This is a genomic window from Buchnera aphidicola (Eriosoma grossulariae) (genome assembly GCF_964059045.1).
Taxonomy (GTDB): Bacteria; Pseudomonadota; Gammaproteobacteria; order Enterobacterales; family Enterobacteriaceae; genus Buchnera_D; species Buchnera_D aphidicola_A.
The window spans coordinates 459,869-480,704 of sequence record NZ_OZ060402.1; the positions used below are offsets into that span (position 1 = coordinate 459,869).

Consider the following 20,836-nt stretch of genomic DNA (forward strand, 5'->3'; position numbering starts at 1 on the left):
ACCATGCCTCTCAAAACTATTTCAGAAATTGATATTTATAAGAAAATAGTATTAATTCGTGCTGATTTAAACGTACCTATAAGAAATAATGTTATTGAATCTGATGCTAGAATTCTTGCAACATTACCTACGATTCAATTTGCGCTTCAAAAAAAAGCAAAAGTAATTATTATGTCTCATTTAGGTAGACCAAAAGAAGGTATCATTGATAAAAATTTTTCTCTATATCCAATATTTGAATATTTTAAAAAAATATTACCAAATCATAAAATTAAATTTTCTAATACATATTTAAATGAAATTAATAAAGATTTTCAAGAATTAACGATTTTAGAAAATGTAAGATTTAATTTAGGCGAAAAAAATAATGATACGTTACTTGCTAAAAAATATGCATCATTATGTGATGTTTTTGTCATGGATGCTTTTGGATGTGCTCATAGAAAACAAGCATCTACTCACAAAATCATTCAATATGCTAAACAATCGTGTGCTGGTTTATTATTTATGAAAGAAATAAATTCACTAACAACAAATTTAATTAATCCAGAACGCCCTATGGTGGCAATTATAGGAGGATCAAAAGTATCTACAAAATTTAATGTATTAAAATCAATAACAAAAATAGCGGATACTACAATTGTCGGTGGAGGTATTGCTAATACATTTATTGCTATTAATAATAATATAGGACAATCTCTATATGAACCAGAATTTATTAATGCAGCCAAAAAATTAAAAAATAAATATAATATTCTAGTACCTATTGATTCACATGTAAAAATAAATCAAAATCAAAATTTCACATCTACGATAAAAAAAATATCAGATATCAATGAAAACGAAGAAATTATGGATATGGGAACAGAAAGTATTAAAAACATGATCAAAGTTCTAAAAAACGCTAAAACTATCTTATGGAATGGTCCTGTTGGTGTTTTTGAAATATTAAAATTTAGAACAGGAACTGAAGCTCTAGCAAAAACTATAGCTGATAGTCATGCTTTTTCTATTGCTGGAGGAGGTGACACATTATCCGTCATTGATATGTTTAATATTAAAAAAAATATTTCTTATATCTCTACAGGAGGAGGTGCTTTTTTAGAATTTATTGAAGGTAAAAAATTACCTACTATTTCTATTTTAGAAAAATATAAATTATAATTCATGATATTTAATCATATCTTTATTATTTGATATTTTAAAATTATTATATTCACTAAAAACAGGACAACCATGTGTCATAGTATTGATTATTTTAAACCAGGAGTTTTATCTGCTCATAAAGCACAAGAATTATTTAAAATTGCTAAAAAAAATAATTTTGCATTACCAGCTGTTAACTGTATAGGAAATGATTCAATAAATACAGCTTTAGAAACTGCCTCATTAATGCAATCAGCAATTATTATTCAATTTTCTTATGGAGGATCTATTTTTATTTCTGGTTTAGGAATAAAAAATAAAAATCAAACAGAATTGGCTACTTTAGGATCTATTTCTGGAGCACAACATGTTCATTTATTAGCTAAACATTATAAAGTACCTGTTATATTACATACCGATCATTGCCATAAAGATATATTACCTTGGATAGACCAATTGTTAGAAGAAGGTAAAAAATTTTTTAAAAACAATGGAAAACCATTATTTACTTCTCATATGATAGATTTATCAAAAGAAAACATTAAAGATAATATACAAACTTGCACTCAATATTTTGAAAAAATGAATAAAATTAATATGATGTTAGAAATAGAATTAGGATGTACAGGAGGGGAAGAAGATGGAATAGATAATAGTTCAATAAATATAGAATCTTTATATACTAAACCAGAAGAAGTAAATTATGCATATCAAAAATTAAAATGTATCAGTCCTAATTTTACAATAGCTGCTTCATTTGGAAATGTTCACGGAGTTTATAAAACAGGAAACGTTCAATTAATCCCTTCTATTTTAAAAAAATCTCAAAAATTTGTTAAAGAAAAAAATTATTTATCTTGTTCTAAACCATTAAATTTTGTTTTTCATGGAGGATCGGGATCATCAATTAATGAAATCAAAAAATCAATTAATTATGGAATTATAAAAATGAATTTAGATACAGATATGCAATGGGCTACATGGAATGGAGTTCTAAAATTTTATAAAAAAAATAAAAATTATTTACAAGGTCAATTAGGGAATCCAGAAGGAATTCATGTTCCAAATAAAAAATATTATGATCCTAGAAATTGGATTCGAGAATCACAAAAATCTATGTCAATAAGATTACAAAATGCATTTAAAATACTTAATTCAAATCATATTTTTAAACGAAAATAATATTGATATGATCAATATATTTTTTTGTGTAACAAAATAAATGATATATATATCATAAATATTATTTAAATTTTTATAATTCAAATATAAAACGTGATACATAAAAATATTTTATAGATATATAAATTATTTTTTATAAATAAAAAAATAATATAAAATATAAGAATAACAAAAATAATAATATGAATTATAATTACAATCTATAATTCATATTATAAAAAATAATTTTTATTTTATTTTTACAATATGATTTAAATTGAAAAATTTAATATTATTATTTACTATCAGGAATAAAGATGGAAGATTTAAATGTAGTAAATGATATCAATCATGCAGGAAATTGGATTATTCGAAATCAAGAATTACTACTCAGCTATTTAATTAATTTTACATCAGCTATTATTATTTTAATTGTAGGAATGTTTGTAGCCAGAATAATATCTAATGGTGTGAATAAAATATTAATTACTAGACATATAGATGCTACTATTTCTGGATTTTTATCTGCTTTAGTAAGATACGTTATTATTACATTTACATTAATTGCTTCGTTAGGTCGTATAGGTGTACAAACAACATCTGTTATAGCCATTTTAGGTGCTGCTGGCATGGCAATTGGATTAGCATTGCAAGGATCATTATCTAATTTTGCTGCTGGGGTACTGCTTGTTACATTAAGGCCTTTTCGAACTGGAGAATACGTAGATTTAGGAAATGTAGCTGGTACTGTTTTAAACGTACATATTTTTTATACTACTTTAAGAACTTTAGATGGAAAACTTGTTGTAGTTCCAAACGGGAAAATTATCTCTGGTAATATTATTAATTATTCTCGTGAACCAGTTAGAAGAAATGAATTTATTATTAGCGTTAGTTATAATTCCGATATTGATTTAGTAATTCAAGTTCTTAGAAATGTCATCGAACAAGAAAAAAGAGTCTTAAAAGAATTAGGTGTAATCATTGGATTAAGTGAATTAGCACCTTCTTCTCTAAATTTTATAGTCAAATGTTGGAGCAATACTGATGATTTAAATATGGTTTATTGGGATTTAATGGCACAATTCAAAAAAGCATTAGATAATAATAATATTAATATTCCATATCCTAAAATGGATGTTTATTTGCATAAATCAAAATAATTTTTTTAACACAATAAATTAGTATTAATTATGACTAATATATTCATTAAAATCATAGTAATAGTGTTATTAATTATAGATATAACAATATATTAGTCATAATAAATATTATGTAATATAATATAAAAATAAAATATAATATTTTAATTTATCTAAACATTAAAAAACAAAATTAATTATTAAACGATTTTATAAAAAATATGTTAATTATATATAAATCAAATCAATTTAAAAAATTATTAAATAAAGTATGTCAAATTATACAAAAAGAACCACTTAAAAATCCTTTGCAAAATGAATTATTTATAGTCAATAACAAAGAAACAGAAAAATGGATGAAAATCCTTATTGCAAAAAAGATTAGTATTTGTTCTAATATTCAATTTTATCAACATGAAGCATTCATATGGAAAATAATACATCGTCTCTTACCTGAAGATTATCAAAAATATAATTTTCATCGGGATATGATTTTTTGGAAAATATTATCTATCATTCAAAAATATAATAATAAATTTATTTTTGATACAAAAATAAAAAACAAAAAAATACAAAAATTTAATTTTGCATATTATATGTCTTATTTATTTCATCAATATTTAATTTATAGACCAGAATGGATTAATTGTTGGGATAAAAATATTAATATAAATATTTCATCTAAATCTCAATTATGGCAAAAAAAACTTTGGACCATGATATTAAAATATAATCATAAAATTAATCAAAACAATAATCATTTTTACTATATAAAAAAAAAAATTATTGATATATTTAATCATAAAAAAAATATTATCAAAAATTTTTTACCTATGCGAATATTTATTTTTAATACATCAAATATTCCTCATAATTATATAAAAATAATAAATTCAATGAGTAAAATATATAAAATATATATTTTATTAAATATAAATCATAATTATAATATCAACTATCAAAAAAAAATAAAAAATGAAAATAATTTATTTTTATATGAAAAAAAATATATTTTTAATCATATTCAATATTTATATTCTATGAATCATAAAACATATAATTTATTTTCAAAAATAAAAAAAAATAATTTACTACAAAAAATACAAAAAAAAATTTTATGTAATCAATATAATAACACAATTAAAAAAAAATATATTCATCCAAAAATAGATACATTCCTTTCAACTGATAATTCAATTAGTATACATATTTGTCATTCTTTAAAAAGAGAAATAGAAATATTACATAATAACTTACTAAATATATTACAAAAAAATAAGATTATTCATCCTCAAGATATTATAGTATTATCTATCGATATCAATATTTATGTACCATTCATTCATGCAATATTCAATTCTGCTCCAAAAAATTATTTTATACCATTTACAATAGCTAATTCATGTATATCTAAAAAAAATACAATATTTTATACATTTGAAAAACTGTTAAATATTGCTAATAGCATATTTGAAAATGAAGAAATATTATCATATTTGTCATTACCAATATTATTAGAACAATTTAAAATTAATTTAGAAGAATTAAAAATATTAAAAAAATGGATAAAAAATACCAATATAAAAATAGGATTTGATAAACAACATTTAAATCAAATATTAAATATAAATACAAATTACAATAGTTGGAATTTTGGAATTGATCGCATGCTTCTAAATTATGCTATTAATAACAAAAAATTCATATGGAAAAATACTGTTCCTTACAATGAAATTAATTATGAACGCTCTGAATTAATTTCTAAGCTAAACCAATTTATAATTTTATTAAATAAATGGAGAAAAATACTTTCCATTCCTAAAACTCTTAAAAAATGGTTACCATTACTATCAGAAATAATTGAAGATTTTTTCCCTATTAAATATTTGCAAAATAAAGAAATACTTTTTTTAAAAAAAATATGGAATAACATTATTTCTAATGGACTTAAATCTCATTTTGAAAAAAAAATTACAATAACAATATTGCAATCAATGATTGCAAACCAATTGAATAAAAAAGAAAATTATTCTAATTTATTTTCAGGAAAAGTAAATTTTTGCAATATAAATTTATTAGAAAATATACCATTTCAAGTTATATATTTAATAGGTATAAATGAGGATGTTTACCCTAGAAAAATTGATTCTATATCATTCAATTTAATAAAAAAATTCCCAAAAATAGGAGATAAAAATCATAGATTATATGATCATTATATATTTCTAAATTATTTATTAAATGCACAAAAATATTTTTACATTAGTTGTATAAATTTAAAACAACAAAATATAAATAATATTTCTTCATCAATCCTCATTGAACAACTAATTAATTGTGTTACTAACCATTTTCAATTAATTGATCAAAATTATATAACAAATCAATATTTTAATAAAATAAATGACAATAAAAAAAAAATTATTAATCATTTATATCATTTTGACAATATTCCTTATGGTGAACAAGATAATTTTAAAAAACAACATTTTAATCAAAATTTTAAAAATCAAAATTGCAATATAACATATATTCAAAAACAAACAGAAAAAAAAACAGATCAAAAATTATTCATCATTAAATCTAATAAAATTGATATAATAAATTTTATACAATTTTGGAAAAATCCTATAAAATTTTTATTCTTTAATCTTTTAAAAATAAAAACAAAAATAATAAATAAAAAAGAATGTAATATAGATTATTTTTCTATAAATTCTAAAAATATTTATTGTATTAAACAAAAACTATTAGATTATTTAGTCTATAATAAAAACATAAAAACCCTCTATGAATTTTATAAAAAATCAGGCATATTACCATATGGTAATTTTGGACAATATATTTGGGATCAAATAAAAAAAGAAATGATTGAAATATATAAAATGATATTCAAATTAAGAAATCAACCTGAAAAAAAAATAATCAATATTAAAATCAATCAATATCAGTTATATAATTATGAATTAAAAGAAATACATAAAATAGGATTAATACGTTGGAAACCACATGTAATTAATATTCAAGATAAAATGTCTTTGTGGATTGAACATTTAATATATTGTTTTTTAAATGGTGAAGGAAATAGTTATATCTTTGGTAATAAAAAAAGTAATTGGGTTTATTCAAATTTATCTTCAAAAAAAGCATTTGATTATTTAGAAAAATATATTAAAGGTTATTTAATAGGAATTAATCAACCATTAATGCTAACTCAATCCGGTTTTGAATGGATAAAATCCCAATACGACAAAAAAAATAAAATAATTTTTAATAATGAAACTAAAAATAAAATGAGCAAAAAAAAATTTTTTAATGAATGGAATGGAAATATAAATAAAAATGGTGAAAAAGATAATATATTTATTAGAAAAATTATTACAGAAATAAATAAAAATGATTTTATTAATTTATGCAATATTGCTAAACAATGGTTTTTACCTATATTAAAAAATCAATTGTAATATTTTATTAAAAATAATATTCAATTATTATTATAAACAAATATTATAATAAATAATTACTAAAATAATCTCTTTTAACAATTCAAAAATATAAATTATATGAATTCTCAATCATCTCCTATAAATGTTTTTAATTTTAATTTTAACCAAAATACATTAATTGAAGCTTCTGCTGGAACAGGAAAAACTTTTACAATAGTAATATTATATTTACGATTATTATTAGGATTAGTTAATATAAACCATGTATCTTCAAAATTATCTATAGAAAAAATATTAATTGTTACATTTACACAAACAGCTAAAGAAGAAATAAAAGATAGAATTAAAAAATATATTCATGATTTAAAAATAGCATGTATTGAAAAAAATACCAAAATATTTATTTTACAAAAAATCATGAAAGAAATTAAAAATTTTAAAAAAGCAATTATGATATTAAGTCAAGCAGAAAAAAAAATTGATTTAGCTGCAATTTATACTATTCATGGTTTTTGTCATAAAATATTAAAAACTCATTATTTTTATTCAAAATTATTAATACATGATCATTTTATAGAAAATAATTACAAAATATATTTAAAAGCAACTAATATATTTTGGAAAAAACATTGCCATTTATTACCATATGAAATTTCAAAAATTATTTATCAAGAATGGTTAAATGAAGAGAAACTATTAAAAATTATTTATCCATTATTCAAATTTTCATCAATCAAATTAAATACTAATATATTAAAAAACACAAATATTATATTGTTTCATAAAAATTTAATTATAAAAATTAAAAAATTTAAAATACTATGGTTGAAAAATATAATTCAAATTAATAATTTTTTTCATAATTTAAAAATCAACTTATATATTTATAATAAAACAAATTTAAATAGATGGATTAATATTATTAATAAATGGTCAAATAATTCTACTGAAAACTATATAGTTCCATCTGTATTAAATTATTTTAACTATATTACTATAAAAACCAATATTTTAAATAAAAATGAAAAAATACCAATTTTTTTTAAAAAAATCCAATATTTTTTAAAAATAAATTTTTCAATTAAAGAAATTATAATAGTGAATGCATTACAAAAAATACCTGAAATTATTCAAAAAGAAAAAAATAAAAAATTATTTTATGAACATAACGATTTGATTATTTTTTTAAATAAATTTCTTAAAAACAAAAATATAATTAATAATATACAAAAACAATATCCTATTGCTTTTATTGATGAATTCCAAGATACTAATTTAGAACAATATAAAATATTTAAAACAATATATCATCAATCTAAAAAATCAAATTTAGTTATTATTGGTGACCCAAAACAAGCAATTTATAGTTTTCAAGGTGCTGATATTTTTGCTTATATCAAAGCAAAAAATGAAACTAAAAAACATTATTATCTTACAACTAATTTCCGTTCATCAAAAAATATGGTTCTTAGTGTAAATATGTTATTTTCAAGAATGAATAATCCATTTATATTTAATCAGATATTATTTCAACCACTATTATCTAATACAGAAAACCAAAATATAAATTTTACAATAAATGGATTATTACAACCTGCATTAAATCTTGTCATAGAACCAACAATAAATAAAAAAAAATATCCATATTGGACAGCAAGACAATGTGCAGTTAATATTTTTAATTGGATAAATTATTCTAAAACAAATCTATCTAACATTCAAATTCACAAAAAAATTCATAAAGTCACTGAAGAAGACATAGTTATTCTTGTTAGAAATAAAAATGAAAGTAAAATAATACAATTGGAATTAGATAAAATTAATATTAATTCTATATATATATCTAATAAAAATTGTATTTACGACATACCAGAAGCTATAGAAATATTATATATATTAATATCATTATTAGATTTAAGAAATGAACAAGCATTTATAAATGCCTTTTCTACAAGTATCATGCAAAAAACTATTCAAGAAATAAAAAATGTCCAATATATTCATAAATATCGATCTATTTGGATAAAAAAATTTTATATATATTTATCAATTTGGAATAAAAATGGAATTTATGCCATGTTGAAAAAAATTACTGAAGAACAAAAAACTTCTTTAACACAAAAATGTTTAAAAAAAACCAAATCCACTATTAATAATATTTTACATATAGGAGAATTACTACAAACTAAAGAGATAGAAAATGTAGATAAATATAATTTAATACAATGGTTCAAAAAAAAAATTAAAAATAAAAAAGAAATTATTTCAAAAGAAGAAATATTAAGACATCATAATATAAAAAATGCTATTAAAATTATTAATATACATGCATCTAAAGGATTAGAATTTTTTATTGTTTGGATACCATTTGCAATAAATTATATTAAATCACAATATCCAATTTATCATGATCAAAATCATAATTTAATTTATGATTTAAAAAATAAAAATAATAGTATAAAAAATGCGGAAAAAGAAAGAATAGCAGAAGATATCAGATTATTATATGTAGCTATAACTCGATCTATAGTACATTGTTGTATAGGAATAGAAACATCAAAAATCAAAATAAAAAAAAATACCAATACAACCGATATACATTGTAGTGCAATAGGATATATTTTACAATTAGGTAAAAAACTAAATAAGCAACAATTTGATACTATTATTAATAATTTAAAAAAAGAAACATGGATTAAAATAACCACAAAAGAACAATATTTGCAAAAACAATATAAAAATAATCATATAAATATTAATAATCATATTCCAGAAAAAAAATATAATATTAATAAAATATGGACTATCACTAATTACACGCAATTAAAAAAAGAAAATGAAATTATACTGAATACTAAAAACCAAAATATTATAGATATAAAATTTAAAAAAAATAAAATATTAAAAAATGATTTATATAACAATCACAATTTTATAAAAGGATCATTATCCGGTCAATTATTGCATAATATATTAAAAAAAACTAATTTTTCAGAAAATATGCAATCTGAAACAATTTGCAAACAATTAAAAAAATATAATTTCAATATAAATTTAGAACCATTACTATCATCTTGGATATACAATATTTTTCATACAATATTAGACAATAAAAATTTTTCTTTATCTCATTTAAAAAAAAACGAATATATAAAAGAATTAGAATTTTTATTACCTATTCAAAAAACATTAAACTCTAGTCAATTAAATTATATTACAAAAAAAAATGATCCAATATCAATTGCATCTCCTAATTTAACATTTAACAATAAAAAAGGCATGATTAATGGATTCATTGATTTAATATTTTATCTCAATAAAAAATATTATATATTAGACTACAAATCTAACTGGCTAGGTGAAAATAATAAATACTATTCATCATTAAATATAAAAAATGAAATGATTAAACATCGATATGATTTACAATATCAAATATATTCTATAGCTTTGCATAGATATTTAAAACAAAGAATTAAAAATTATACATTTAAAAATTATTTTGGGGGTATTTTTTATTTTTTTATCAGAGCTGCTGATGGAAGTAATAAAAATAATGGGATTTTTTATCAAGCTATACCAAAAAATTTAATTCAAAAATTAAATCAAATAATATAATTATATTATAAAAATAATGATAATATCTATGAATATAAAAAATATATTAATATTGACTTTTAAAAAAAAAAAATTAGATCTATTGATCTATATTTTGCATTATATATTGGACAAAAACAACATAATTTAATTATACTGGCTGCAGCATTAACAAGTTATGCAATTGGAAATGGTCATATTTGTTTACCAATTAAAATTCTTAAAAAAAATATTCTTAATTTAGAACATGTTTTATTATTAAAAAATAAAATATCTAATTTAATTGGACCTGAAAAGTTATGGCATGAAATTTTTTTAAAAAGTGATACTATTGGTAATGAATTTATAATAAAACCATTAATTTTATATAATAATTGTTTATATTTATATAATACTTGGAAAGCCGAACAATCAATATTAAATTTTTTGTATCAAAAAAATAATATATATATTCAAAATCCTATCCAATATAAAAAAATATTAAACAATTTATTTCAAGGTGATAAAAAAAATTTTCAAAAAATAGCTGTTGCTATGGCAATGATGCAAAAAAAATTATTTATTATTGGAGGACCTGGTACAGGAAAAACTACTATTATTGCTAAAATTATTATAGCATTAAATAAAATAAATTTAAAACCAATTAAAATAAAACTAGCTGCTACCACAGGTCAAGCCGCTTCTCATTTAACGCAATCATTAAACAATACATTATTGCAACATTCATTAAAAAACAATACTAAAAATTTAATCTATACAGCTACAACCATTCATAAATTAATAGGAATTAAATCTGATTGTAATCGTGTAAAATTTCATAAAAAAAACACAATAGATGTTGATACTTTAATTATTGATGAAAGCTCTATGATTGATTTATTTATCATGGAAAAAATAATTCAAGCATTACCAAAAAACGCACAAGTAATTTTTTTTGGAGATATAAATCAATTACCAGCAATAGGAAATGGGACAATTTTAAAAGATATTTGTTGTTTTGCTCAAAATAAATTTAATAAAATTTCAAATTTATTAAATTTAATCACTAATTATAATATAAAAAATAATAAAAATTCTAATTTTATTAATGATCATGTTTGTATTCTAAAAAAAAATTATAGATTTAACAATAATTCTGGAATTCATAAATTATCACTATCTTTAATGAATCAAGATCAAAAAATATTTTTAAAAATAAAAAATAATTATTTTAAAAATGTCAAAATATATACAATTAATTCTCAAAAAAAATATATATATATGTTAAACAATATTATTAAACAATATTCTATTTATTGGGAAAAAATTTTTAATCAGGAACCAATTAAAAAAATAATTAAAACTTTTTATGAATATAGATTAATAGGTGCAATACGTCATGGTATATTTGGAATTGAAGATATCAATAAAAACATAGAAAAAAAAATGCAAAAAGAAGGATTTATTCAATATAAAATTAAAAATAATTATATAGATTACTTAGGAAAACCTATTATCATTACTAAAAATAATAAAATGTTAGGATTATTAAATGGAGATATTGGTATTATGCTCTATAATCATAACAATTTAGAAGCATGTTTTTTGTCAAACAATGATAAAATTAAAAAAATACCAATAAATATTCTGCCAGAATATGAAACAGCCTGGGCTATGACAATACATAAGTCCCAAGGTTCAGAATTCCTACATACTGCATTAATTTTACCTAATATTATGAATTTATTATTAACAAAAGAATTACTCTATACTGGAATTACTAGATCTAAAAAAACATTAATCATATATTCTGAAAAAAAAATATTATTACAAACCATGAAACAAAAAACGAAACGTTTTTCTCAAATTTCTAATAATATATTAAAATATCAATCATAATATTCAAAAAATTTTAAATTATTTAAAAATTAAAAAATTTTAAATAATTTAAAATTAAAATTAATTTATAATATCTAACATTAATATTTTAGATTTTCTTTGATAATTGTACATTTTTTTCTTACTTTCTGGTAATAAATTTAAATCAATTGGAATAAAACCTCTTTCTTGAAACCAATGAATACTTTGAATAGTTAAAACAAAAATTTTTATTAAACCTAATATTTGAGCACGATATATTATTTTTTTAAGTAAAATATCTCCTCTAGAAGAACTTCTATAATCTGGATGAACAACTAAACATGCCATTTCTCCAATTTTATCTTCCATAAAAGGATATAATGCAGCACAACCAATCGTTAAATTATCCTGTTTAATAATAGTAAATTTATTAATTTCAATTTCTAATTGTTTTCTTGAACGACGAACTAAAATACCTTGTTTTTCTAAAGGACGAATTAAATCTACAATACCTCTAATATCATGTATAGTAGCTAACCTTACCTGTTCGGTAGATTCCATCACAATTTGCGTTCCAATACCATCTCTTGAAAATAATTCTTGTACTAAAGCACCATTAGTTTTATAACTAATTAAATGACTACGTCGAACCCCTTGTTTACAAGCTTCGATTGAACCACGTAAAAACTTTACTGTACTAGAAAAAAAATCTTGTTTTTTTTTTAATAATTCTAATATTTTTATGACTTCATTAGGAAATAATTCAGAAATAATAACATTATTTTTATCTAAAACCCCTTGTTCACTACAAAAACCAATCATTTTTTCTGCTTGCAATTGTATGGCTAATTGTGTCGCAATTTCTTCAGAAGTTAAATTAAAACTTTCCCCTGTCACTGATGATGCTATTGGACCAATTAAGACAATCGAACGATTTTTTAATTGACTAAATATAGTTTTTTTATCAATTCTTCTTACACGACCACTATGACAATAATCAACACCATTATCAATACCCAATGGTTGAGCAATTATAAAATTACCACTAACAACATTAATACGAGCACCTTGCAAAGGAGTATTGCTAAGACTCATAGATAATCTAGCTGTAATTTCTAATTGTAATCTACCTGCTTCTTGTTTAATACATTTCAGAGTATCAATATCAGTCACACGTGTATATTTATGATATACTGATTTCATATTAAATTGAGATAAATTAGCGTTAATTTGTGGTAAAGCACCATAAACAACAATTAAATTAATACCTAAACTATGCAACAATCCAATATCATTTATAATTTCTGTAAAATTTTCATGGTTAATGACTTCTCCTCCTAACATAATTACAAATATTTTTCCTCTATGAGCATTAATATATGGAACTATATGTCGAAAACCATTTACTAATTCTGTACTTCTATTTTTCATAAAAATACCTATATTTACAATTTAAAACAAATACGTATCTATGAAATAAAAATAAATTAAAAATAATTTTTTAATATTATTTAAATTCATATTAAAAATTAAATATAATTTTATAAATTATTATGAACGATTAAAAGAAATAATTTTATGGACTGTTATTTATTAAAAATGAAGAAAAATTGAAAAGAGATATTATTTTTTAATATTTTTAAATTTGGTTGCGGGGGGCGGATTTGAACCACCGACCTTCGGGTTATGAGCCCGACGAGCTACCATACTGCTCCACCCCGCAATATATATATACTATATAATATTTATTAATGCAATAAATATTTTATATTTAAATCATTTTTATTGAAAAATTAAATAATGATGCATTTAAATTACTATTTTTGTCATCCATTATAAAAATATATGTGTATATATTTATAATAAAAAATAGTAATATAGTAAATATATATTTTTTAAAAAACAAATTTAATGAATTAAAATATATATTAATATATATTCTCTAATATTAATTTTAAAAAAAAGAGATCAAATGAAAATTATACAAGCAGGAATTACAGTTAATAATGAATCTATTGCTATAATTATATCTAGATTTAATGATTTTATTAATAAAAATTTACTATCTGCTGCAATTGATACATTACATAGAATAGGCAAAATAAAAAAAGATAAAATAAAAATATTTCAAGTACCTGGATCATACGAAATACCAATCATTGCTAAAAATATAGCTGATACTAATAATTATAGTGCAATAATTACTTTAGGTACTATTATAAAAGGAAATACATCACATTTTGAATATATTGCAAAAGCAATCACAAATGGTTTAATGAAAATTAGCATTGAAAATGTTATTCCTATTACATATGGAATATTAATTACCAATACTATTGAACAAGCCATTGAAAGAGCTGGGACAAAAATGGGAAATAAAGGCTATGAAGCAGCACTATGTGCATTAGAAATGATTAATCTTATAAAAATAATTAAACAATAACATAATAATTATAAAATATTTGTCATCAAAATATTATTTCATGTGTATCATCACTACACAATAATTATATTTTTATATCAATCATACAGATTATTTTAATAATCAATATATAAAAAAAAATAATTTATCTTTCATTTTAAATATTTAAAAAACTTTTTTAAAATTAGTAATAATAAATTTTTTGATTACAGATATTAATATTAAATATATTAATTATCTTTTTATTCAATATAATAAATTATTTCATTTTAAAAAAAATAATATTTAAATTAATGTCAAAAAATATATGAAAAAATTTTTTAATTTTTATATTTCAACATCGATGTATAATTAGGACTAAATAATTCATATATATAAAATATTTTTAATATAAAAATAATTTTTTAAATAAAAAAAAATAATACATTGTATTATTTTAAAGTAATATATTAAGATTATTAATATTTTTACAAAAGAGATAATTATGAATGATATTTTTTATATGAAAGAAGCACTCAAATTAGCTGAAAAAGGAAAATTAACGACTGCTCCTAATCCAAACGTAGGATGTATTATTGTAAAAAACAAAAAAATAATAGGAATGGGATGGCATAAAAAACCTGGTGATTTACATGCAGAAATTATTGCTATAAATATGGCAAAAGAAAATACATTCGGATCCACAGCATATGTAACATTAGAACCATGTAATCATTATGGAAAAACTCCACCATGTTGTCAAAAGTTATTAACTTCTGGTATTCAAAGAATTGTAATTGCTACTATTGATCCAAATCCAAAAGTATCAGGAAAAGGAATAGATTTTTTAAAAAAAAATGGAATTATTATTAATTATGGAATTATGGAAAAAGAAGCAAAAGAAATTAATAAAAATTTTTTTAAAAGAATGAAAACAGGATTACCCTGGACACAATTAAAGTTAGGTGTTTCTCTTGATGGAAGAATTGCATTAAATAATGGAGAAAGTAAATGGATTACATCTCATACTTCAAGAAAAGACGTACATAAATTTCGATCTCAAAATCAAGTTATTTTAAGCAGTAGTAAAACTATTATAAATGATAATCCATTACTAAATGTAAGATACAAAAATATTAATGAAAACAAAGAAATGGAAATTATTAATCAACCCATTCGTATTATTATAGATAGTAAAAATAAAATTCAACCAAATCATCCAACAATAAAAATGTCAAAAAATAAAATATGGTTAATTAGAATCAAAAAAGATAATCAACAATGGCCAAATCATGTAAAACAAATAATTTCATGTCAAATTAAGAAAAAAATTGATTTATTAAAATTATTATTATTAATAGGAAAAAATGAAATTAATTCTGTTTGGATAGAAGCAGGTTCTTCTTTATCAGGATCATTAATAGAAAAAAATTTAATTGATGAATTAATTTTATACATGTCGCCAAAATTACTAGGTCAAACAGCAAAACCCATGTTTATTTTTAAAAAATTTTTAAAAATCAATCAAACAACACAATTTTTATTTCATAAAATAGATCAATTTAATACAGATATTCGTATTATTTTAAGAAAAAATAAAAATTTTATTGTAAAATAAAAATATTGATTTATTTATTTATAAAAATATTATATATTTTATATAATCATCTATTTTTGTAAAAAAATTATTAATATTGATTTTTAATATATCAGGAAAAACATGAAACCATTATTCCGTAGAAAAGCACGTGAAAAAGCTATACAAGCATTATACGCTTGGCAAACTTCAGGAAATAGTATCAAAAAAATTGCATCGCAATTTTTAGAAGATCAAAATATGAATAATGTTGATTTAGAATATTTTAATAATTTGATTACAGGTGTATCAACAGATTATAAATATATAGATAATACAATTGAACCATATCTATCAAGAACACCCAATCAACTAGATCCAATTGAAAAAACTATACTTAGGATTGCTTTTTATGAATTATTAAAAAGAAAAGATATTCCTTATAAAGTATCTATTAATGAAAGTATTGAATTAGCCAAAATTTTTGGATCTAAAGATAGTCATAAATTTATTAATGGTGTTCTAGATAAGGCAGCAATTAAAATTAGATCTAATTTTAATAATTCAAAAACAAAAATTTTATAATAAAAATATATTAATATATCAAAATTGTTTTTAAAAAATATATCAATATAATTCATTCATATTAAAAAAATTTTTTAAATACCAATAAAAAATTTTTTATAAAATATACTATATAGGAATGAATATAAAAAATAATTTATTTTAAATAATTTAATTCATTTTGAAATCAAAATATAAATTTAACATAAAATTAATATTTCTTGATAGATAAAAAATTAAAATGCTATTGTTAAAAATAAATAAAAAATTATTCATGAATATAAGTTAAAAAAATTAATTTTAAAATAGTTATTATATTAAATAATTTTTTATACAATATGTAAAAATTAAGATTAACCATAAAAAACATAATCCGATAATAATGTATAAAATCATATTCAGACCATAAAGATATAATACCCAACCACCAATTCCTCCTCCTATAGCTGAACCAATAAACTGACTTGTAGAATATATACCCATAATTAAACCTTTAGACTGACTAGAAATAATTTTACTTAAAGTAGAAGGAATAAAAGATTCTAAAAAAACAAATGCTATAAAAAAAAATTGTATAGATAAAAATAACAAAATAATACTATTATAAGAAAATAAAAAAATCAATTCAGATATTGTTAATAAAAAAATGAATGAAAACAATAAAAATATTTTAGAAAATTTCTTTTCTAAATAATGAATCATAAAAATAATTAATAAAAAAGAAATCAAAATAGTTAAAAAATAGATTTTCCAATGATCAGATAAAACTATACCAAGCAATAATAATTTCTTAGGGAAAATAATAAAATTAAACATTAATATAAAATGCAAACAAAAAATGCTAAAAAATAAAATGTATGTATCAAAATTTAAATTACTTTTAATAGAATCAAAAATATTTTTTCTTAATATGATTTTTTTAATATTTAAATTTAAAGTTGAAGGAAAAAATAACAAAACAATTAATATAAAAAAAATAATTAATATTGAAATAAAAAAAAATAATTTTCGAAAACCATAATGATTTAAAATAAATGGTCCTAAGATAATTGATAAAGCAAAAGAAAAACCTAAAAATATACCTAAAAAAAATATTACTTGTGTTCTATTTTTTTCTTCAGTGATTTCTGATAAATATGCCATAATTGTTGAAGAAATAGCACCTAATCCTTGTAAAAAACGACTAAAAATAAATTGCTCAATAGAATTACTCATAGCTGCACAAAGACTACCTAATAAAAACAAAAACAAACACAATATAATAACTAATTTTCGTCCTATAAAATCAGATAAAATACCTAATGGAATTTGAAATAAAGCTTGAAATAATCCATATATACCTACTGCAATACCTATCAAAAACGTATTAGCATGTTCCAAATTTAATCCAGTAATAAATATAACTGGAAGTATCATGAACATTGAAAATATTCTTAAAGCAAAAATCATATATAATATAACAATAATATATAATTTATGTATTGCTACTTTATTTTTATTCATAAAAAACCTGTTATAATATTTTTATTATTAATATATTCTTAAACATTCAAAATATATTAAAAAAATTTAATAAAAATATAATAATATATGATTTATAAAAAATATATTAATTTATTTTATAAAAAATATTTAAAAATATTTAAATTAAAATAATAATTTTTAAAATAATTTTTTTTAATATATATATATATAAACAAATTAATCTAATAAATTCAATTTTTATTGAGTTTTTATTAATAAAAAGATAAAAAATGAAATATTTTTTAAAAAATTCTAATATTCAAATAGATCAAGAAGGTTATCTATACAATCATCAAGAATGGAATATAAAAATTGCAGAAAAAATAGCTGAACAAGAATCTATTCAGCTAACTTTTGAACACTGGGAAATAATATACTTTATTAGAAATTTTTACTTTAAATATCAAACTACACCATCTATGAGAATGTTATTCAAAACAATACAAAACACCAATAAAGAAAAGAAAATTACCAGTATATATTTATATAAATTATTTCCAAAAGGACCAGCATATCAAGCTAGTAAAATTGCCGGAATTCCTAAACCATATCATTGTTTATAAAAAAAATATTTTTAATACCAATTATTAAATTTTTTAAAAAATATTTCTATTAAAAATATTTGTTAAAAGTTTAATTAATATAATTAATTGAAATCATAATACTTAAATTAATTATTACAACAATAGAAAAAAAAAATAATATTTTTGATATAAATAAATAATAAATAGATTTCGGAAAAATTAATAAAGAAAAATAAAACCATATAAGATTTAAAAAAAGATTACTGAAAAAATATAATCTACCAGTATATCCAAAAACAGTTAATAAAGAAGAACTAAATAAAAACAATAAAATATAAATACTAATATGTTTTTTAGTAACAATAATTCCTTTTTTTAATGAAAAAATTGGAATTTTAGCTTTTTGATAATCTTTTATATAGCGAATACCAATTGAATAAAAATGTGGAATTTGCCATATAAAAGAAATAAAAAATAAAATAAAAGAACATAAATCTAATACTTTAGAAACAACACAATAACCAATGACTAATGGCATAGCTCCTGCAATACTTCCTATAAAAATTGAATTAAAAGTACTTCTTTTAGTATATTTAGTATAAAATAATACATAAAATATAAATGCAATCACAACTTCTATAAAAACAAGAAAATTTAAAAAAAAATAAAAAATTAAAAAACCAAAAAAACCTAATAATATTGAATAAATTTTAGCTAAATATAAAAAATGAGGCTTGATAACTAATAATCTATTTTTAGTACGATTCATATACTGATCAATATCGCGATCTATAATGTTATTAATAATACAACTTGCCGCTATTACTAATGATAATCCTAAAATTGTTAAAAATAATAAAGAATAATTAATATTGCCTTTAGAAGCTAAAAAAAAACCACCAATCATAGAAAATAAATTACCAATAATAATACCTGGCTTTATTAACTGAATATAATATGACATATAATATAATTTTAATGAATCATCAAATGATGATTTAAATTATACATAATCCAGATAGAACCAGAAATAATAATTAATATAACTATAATAGTAAAAATAATAAAAACTATGCTCCAAATGTCATAATCAATTGTATTAAAATTAAAAAAATATCGAAAATGAACTAAAATTTGCAAAAAACAAAATATTAAAATAATACTGATTATTATTATTTTTGATAAATGATATTTTGTTACTAAATAAAATGGAATTAAAGTAAAAATCATTGATAATAATAATCCTATACAATAAAATTTTTTTAAATCATTAATTAATTGTAAAGAATAATTATTTTTTTTAAAATTCATTAACAAACTCCAAATAAATATACAAAAGTAAATAAAAAAATCCATATAATATCTAAAAAATGCCAAAATAAACCCAAACATTTCATTCTAGTATACATGACATTATTTAAACCTATTTTTTTTAATTGTAATAAAATCACTATAATCCATATTAATCCTATTATAATATGTATTGCATGTAATCCAATTAAAGTAAAATAAGCAGACAAAAAACCACTTCTCTGAGGTCCATAATTTTTAGATAATAATTTACAAAATTCATATATTTCAATACTAACAAAACATAAACCAAACAAAAAAGTGTTAGACAACCAAAAATAAATTATTTTTTTTTTAGATTCTAAAAAACTAATAACAGCCATACCAAAAAAAAACGAACTAAATAATAAAACAAAAGTTTCTGCTAACACCAATGGTAAATTTATGATGATCATTCCATAAATGTTGTAATCTAAATCATTTAACAATACTGCATAAACAGCAAACATCGTTGAAAAAATAATACAATCACTCATTAAATACAACCAAAAACCTAATAATATTTTTTTATTGACAACATAATTACTATTCAAACTATTATTTTTATTTAAAAATTGCATATTGAT

General features: G+C 19.7%; 15 protein-coding genes and 1 tRNA gene. 10 read left to right on the forward strand and 6 right to left on the reverse strand.

Features of this window, described 5'->3' with window-relative positions:
- The first annotated feature begins 3 nt into the window (after positions 1–3).
- The 6 genes from AB4W51_RS01975 to recD all read left to right on the forward strand — a co-directional run bounded on the left by AB4W51_RS01975 (position 4) and on the right by recD (position 12,370).
- A complete protein-coding gene (locus AB4W51_RS01975) occupies positions 4–1,164 on the forward strand; it encodes a phosphoglycerate kinase (protein WP_367676460.1) in 1,161 nt (386 codons plus the stop codon).
- Between the two features lie 72 nt (positions 1,165–1,236).
- On the forward strand, positions 1,237–2,328 hold the full coding sequence (gene fbaA, locus AB4W51_RS01980; RefSeq protein WP_367676461.1) for a class II fructose-bisphosphate aldolase: 1,092 nt from the start codon (positions 1,237–1,239) through the stop codon (positions 2,326–2,328).
- Between the two features lie 296 nt (positions 2,329–2,624).
- Positions 2,625–3,470, forward strand: a complete 846-nt coding sequence (gene mscS, locus AB4W51_RS01985; RefSeq protein ID WP_367676462.1) for a small-conductance mechanosensitive channel MscS — start codon at positions 2,625–2,627, stop codon at positions 3,468–3,470.
- A 200-nt stretch (positions 3,471–3,670) separates the two neighbouring features.
- Positions 3,671–6,913: an exodeoxyribonuclease V subunit gamma gene (locus AB4W51_RS01990; protein ID WP_367676463.1), complete on the forward strand. Its 3,243-nt coding sequence runs from the start codon at positions 3,671–3,673 to the stop codon at positions 6,911–6,913.
- Between the two features lie 99 nt (positions 6,914–7,012).
- Positions 7,013–10,513: an exodeoxyribonuclease V subunit beta gene (recB, locus tag AB4W51_RS01995; RefSeq protein WP_367676464.1), complete on the forward strand. Its 3,501-nt coding sequence runs from the start codon at positions 7,013–7,015 to the stop codon at positions 10,511–10,513.
- A 72-nt stretch (positions 10,514–10,585) separates the two neighbouring features.
- Entirely contained in the window at positions 10,586–12,370 is a 1,785-nt protein-coding gene (gene recD / locus AB4W51_RS02000) for an exodeoxyribonuclease V subunit alpha (RefSeq protein ID WP_367676830.1), read from the forward strand.
- A gap of 60 nt (positions 12,371–12,430) precedes the next feature.
- On the opposite strand, the gene argA is transcribed toward recD, so the two are convergent.
- Together argA and AB4W51_RS02010 are read right to left on the reverse strand one after the other, a co-directional pair.
- Positions 12,431–13,762: an amino-acid N-acetyltransferase gene (gene argA / locus AB4W51_RS02005; protein WP_367676465.1), complete on the reverse strand. Its 1,332-nt coding sequence runs from the start codon at positions 13,760–13,762 to the stop codon at positions 12,431–12,433.
- A 215-nt stretch (positions 13,763–13,977) separates the two neighbouring features.
- Positions 13,978–14,054: transfer RNA gene (locus tag AB4W51_RS02010), tRNA-Met, on the reverse strand.
- 249 nt (positions 14,055–14,303) lie between these two features.
- On the opposite strand from AB4W51_RS02010, the gene ribE reads away from it, so the two are divergent.
- The 3 genes from ribE (at position 14,304) to nusB (ending at position 16,893) form a co-directional block, all read left to right on the forward strand.
- Complete coding sequence (ribE, locus tag AB4W51_RS02015; protein ID WP_367676466.1) at positions 14,304–14,774, forward strand: 6,7-dimethyl-8-ribityllumazine synthase; 471 nt, start codon at positions 14,304–14,306, stop codon at positions 14,772–14,774.
- Between the two features lie 463 nt (positions 14,775–15,237).
- Entirely contained in the window at positions 15,238–16,350 is a 1,113-nt protein-coding gene (gene ribD, locus AB4W51_RS02020) for a bifunctional diaminohydroxyphosphoribosylaminopyrimidine deaminase/5-amino-6-(5-phosphoribosylamino)uracil reductase RibD (RefSeq protein ID WP_367676467.1), read from the forward strand.
- Between the two features lie 102 nt (positions 16,351–16,452).
- Positions 16,453–16,893: a transcription antitermination factor NusB gene (gene nusB / locus AB4W51_RS02025; RefSeq protein ID WP_367676468.1), complete on the forward strand. Its 441-nt coding sequence runs from the start codon at positions 16,453–16,455 to the stop codon at positions 16,891–16,893.
- Positions 16,894–17,184: 291 nt separating this feature from the next.
- Here nusB and AB4W51_RS02030 read toward each other — a convergent pair whose 3' ends face one another.
- Positions 17,185–18,375, reverse strand: a complete 1,191-nt coding sequence (locus AB4W51_RS02030) for an MFS transporter (protein WP_367676469.1) — start codon at positions 18,373–18,375, stop codon at positions 17,185–17,187.
- A 251-nt stretch (positions 18,376–18,626) separates the two neighbouring features.
- Between AB4W51_RS02030 and AB4W51_RS02035 the strand changes: the two genes are divergently transcribed.
- On the forward strand, positions 18,627–18,959 hold the full coding sequence (locus AB4W51_RS02035) for a TusE/DsrC/DsvC family sulfur relay protein (protein WP_367676470.1): 333 nt from the start codon (positions 18,627–18,629) through the stop codon (positions 18,957–18,959).
- A gap of 70 nt (positions 18,960–19,029) precedes the next feature.
- On the opposite strand, the gene cyoE is transcribed toward AB4W51_RS02035, so the two are convergent.
- Genes cyoE through cyoC form a run of 3 tightly spaced genes read right to left on the reverse strand, consistent with a single transcriptional unit; the run spans position 19,030 to position 20,830 of the window.
- Positions 19,030–19,884 (reverse strand): heme o synthase, encoded by an 855-nt coding sequence (cyoE, locus tag AB4W51_RS02040; RefSeq protein ID WP_367676471.1) that lies wholly within the window; start codon positions 19,882–19,884, stop codon positions 19,030–19,032.
- A gap of 11 nt (positions 19,885–19,895) precedes the next feature.
- Positions 19,896–20,231 (reverse strand): cytochrome C oxidase subunit IV family protein, encoded by a 336-nt coding sequence (locus tag AB4W51_RS02045; RefSeq protein WP_367676472.1) that lies wholly within the window; start codon positions 20,229–20,231, stop codon positions 19,896–19,898.
- Positions 20,231–20,830 (reverse strand): cytochrome o ubiquinol oxidase subunit III, encoded by a 600-nt coding sequence (cyoC, locus tag AB4W51_RS02050; RefSeq protein WP_367676473.1) that lies wholly within the window; start codon positions 20,828–20,830, stop codon positions 20,231–20,233. Before cyoC ends, AB4W51_RS02045 begins: the two co-directional genes overlap by 1 nt.
- Positions 20,831–20,836 lie beyond the last annotated feature (6 nt).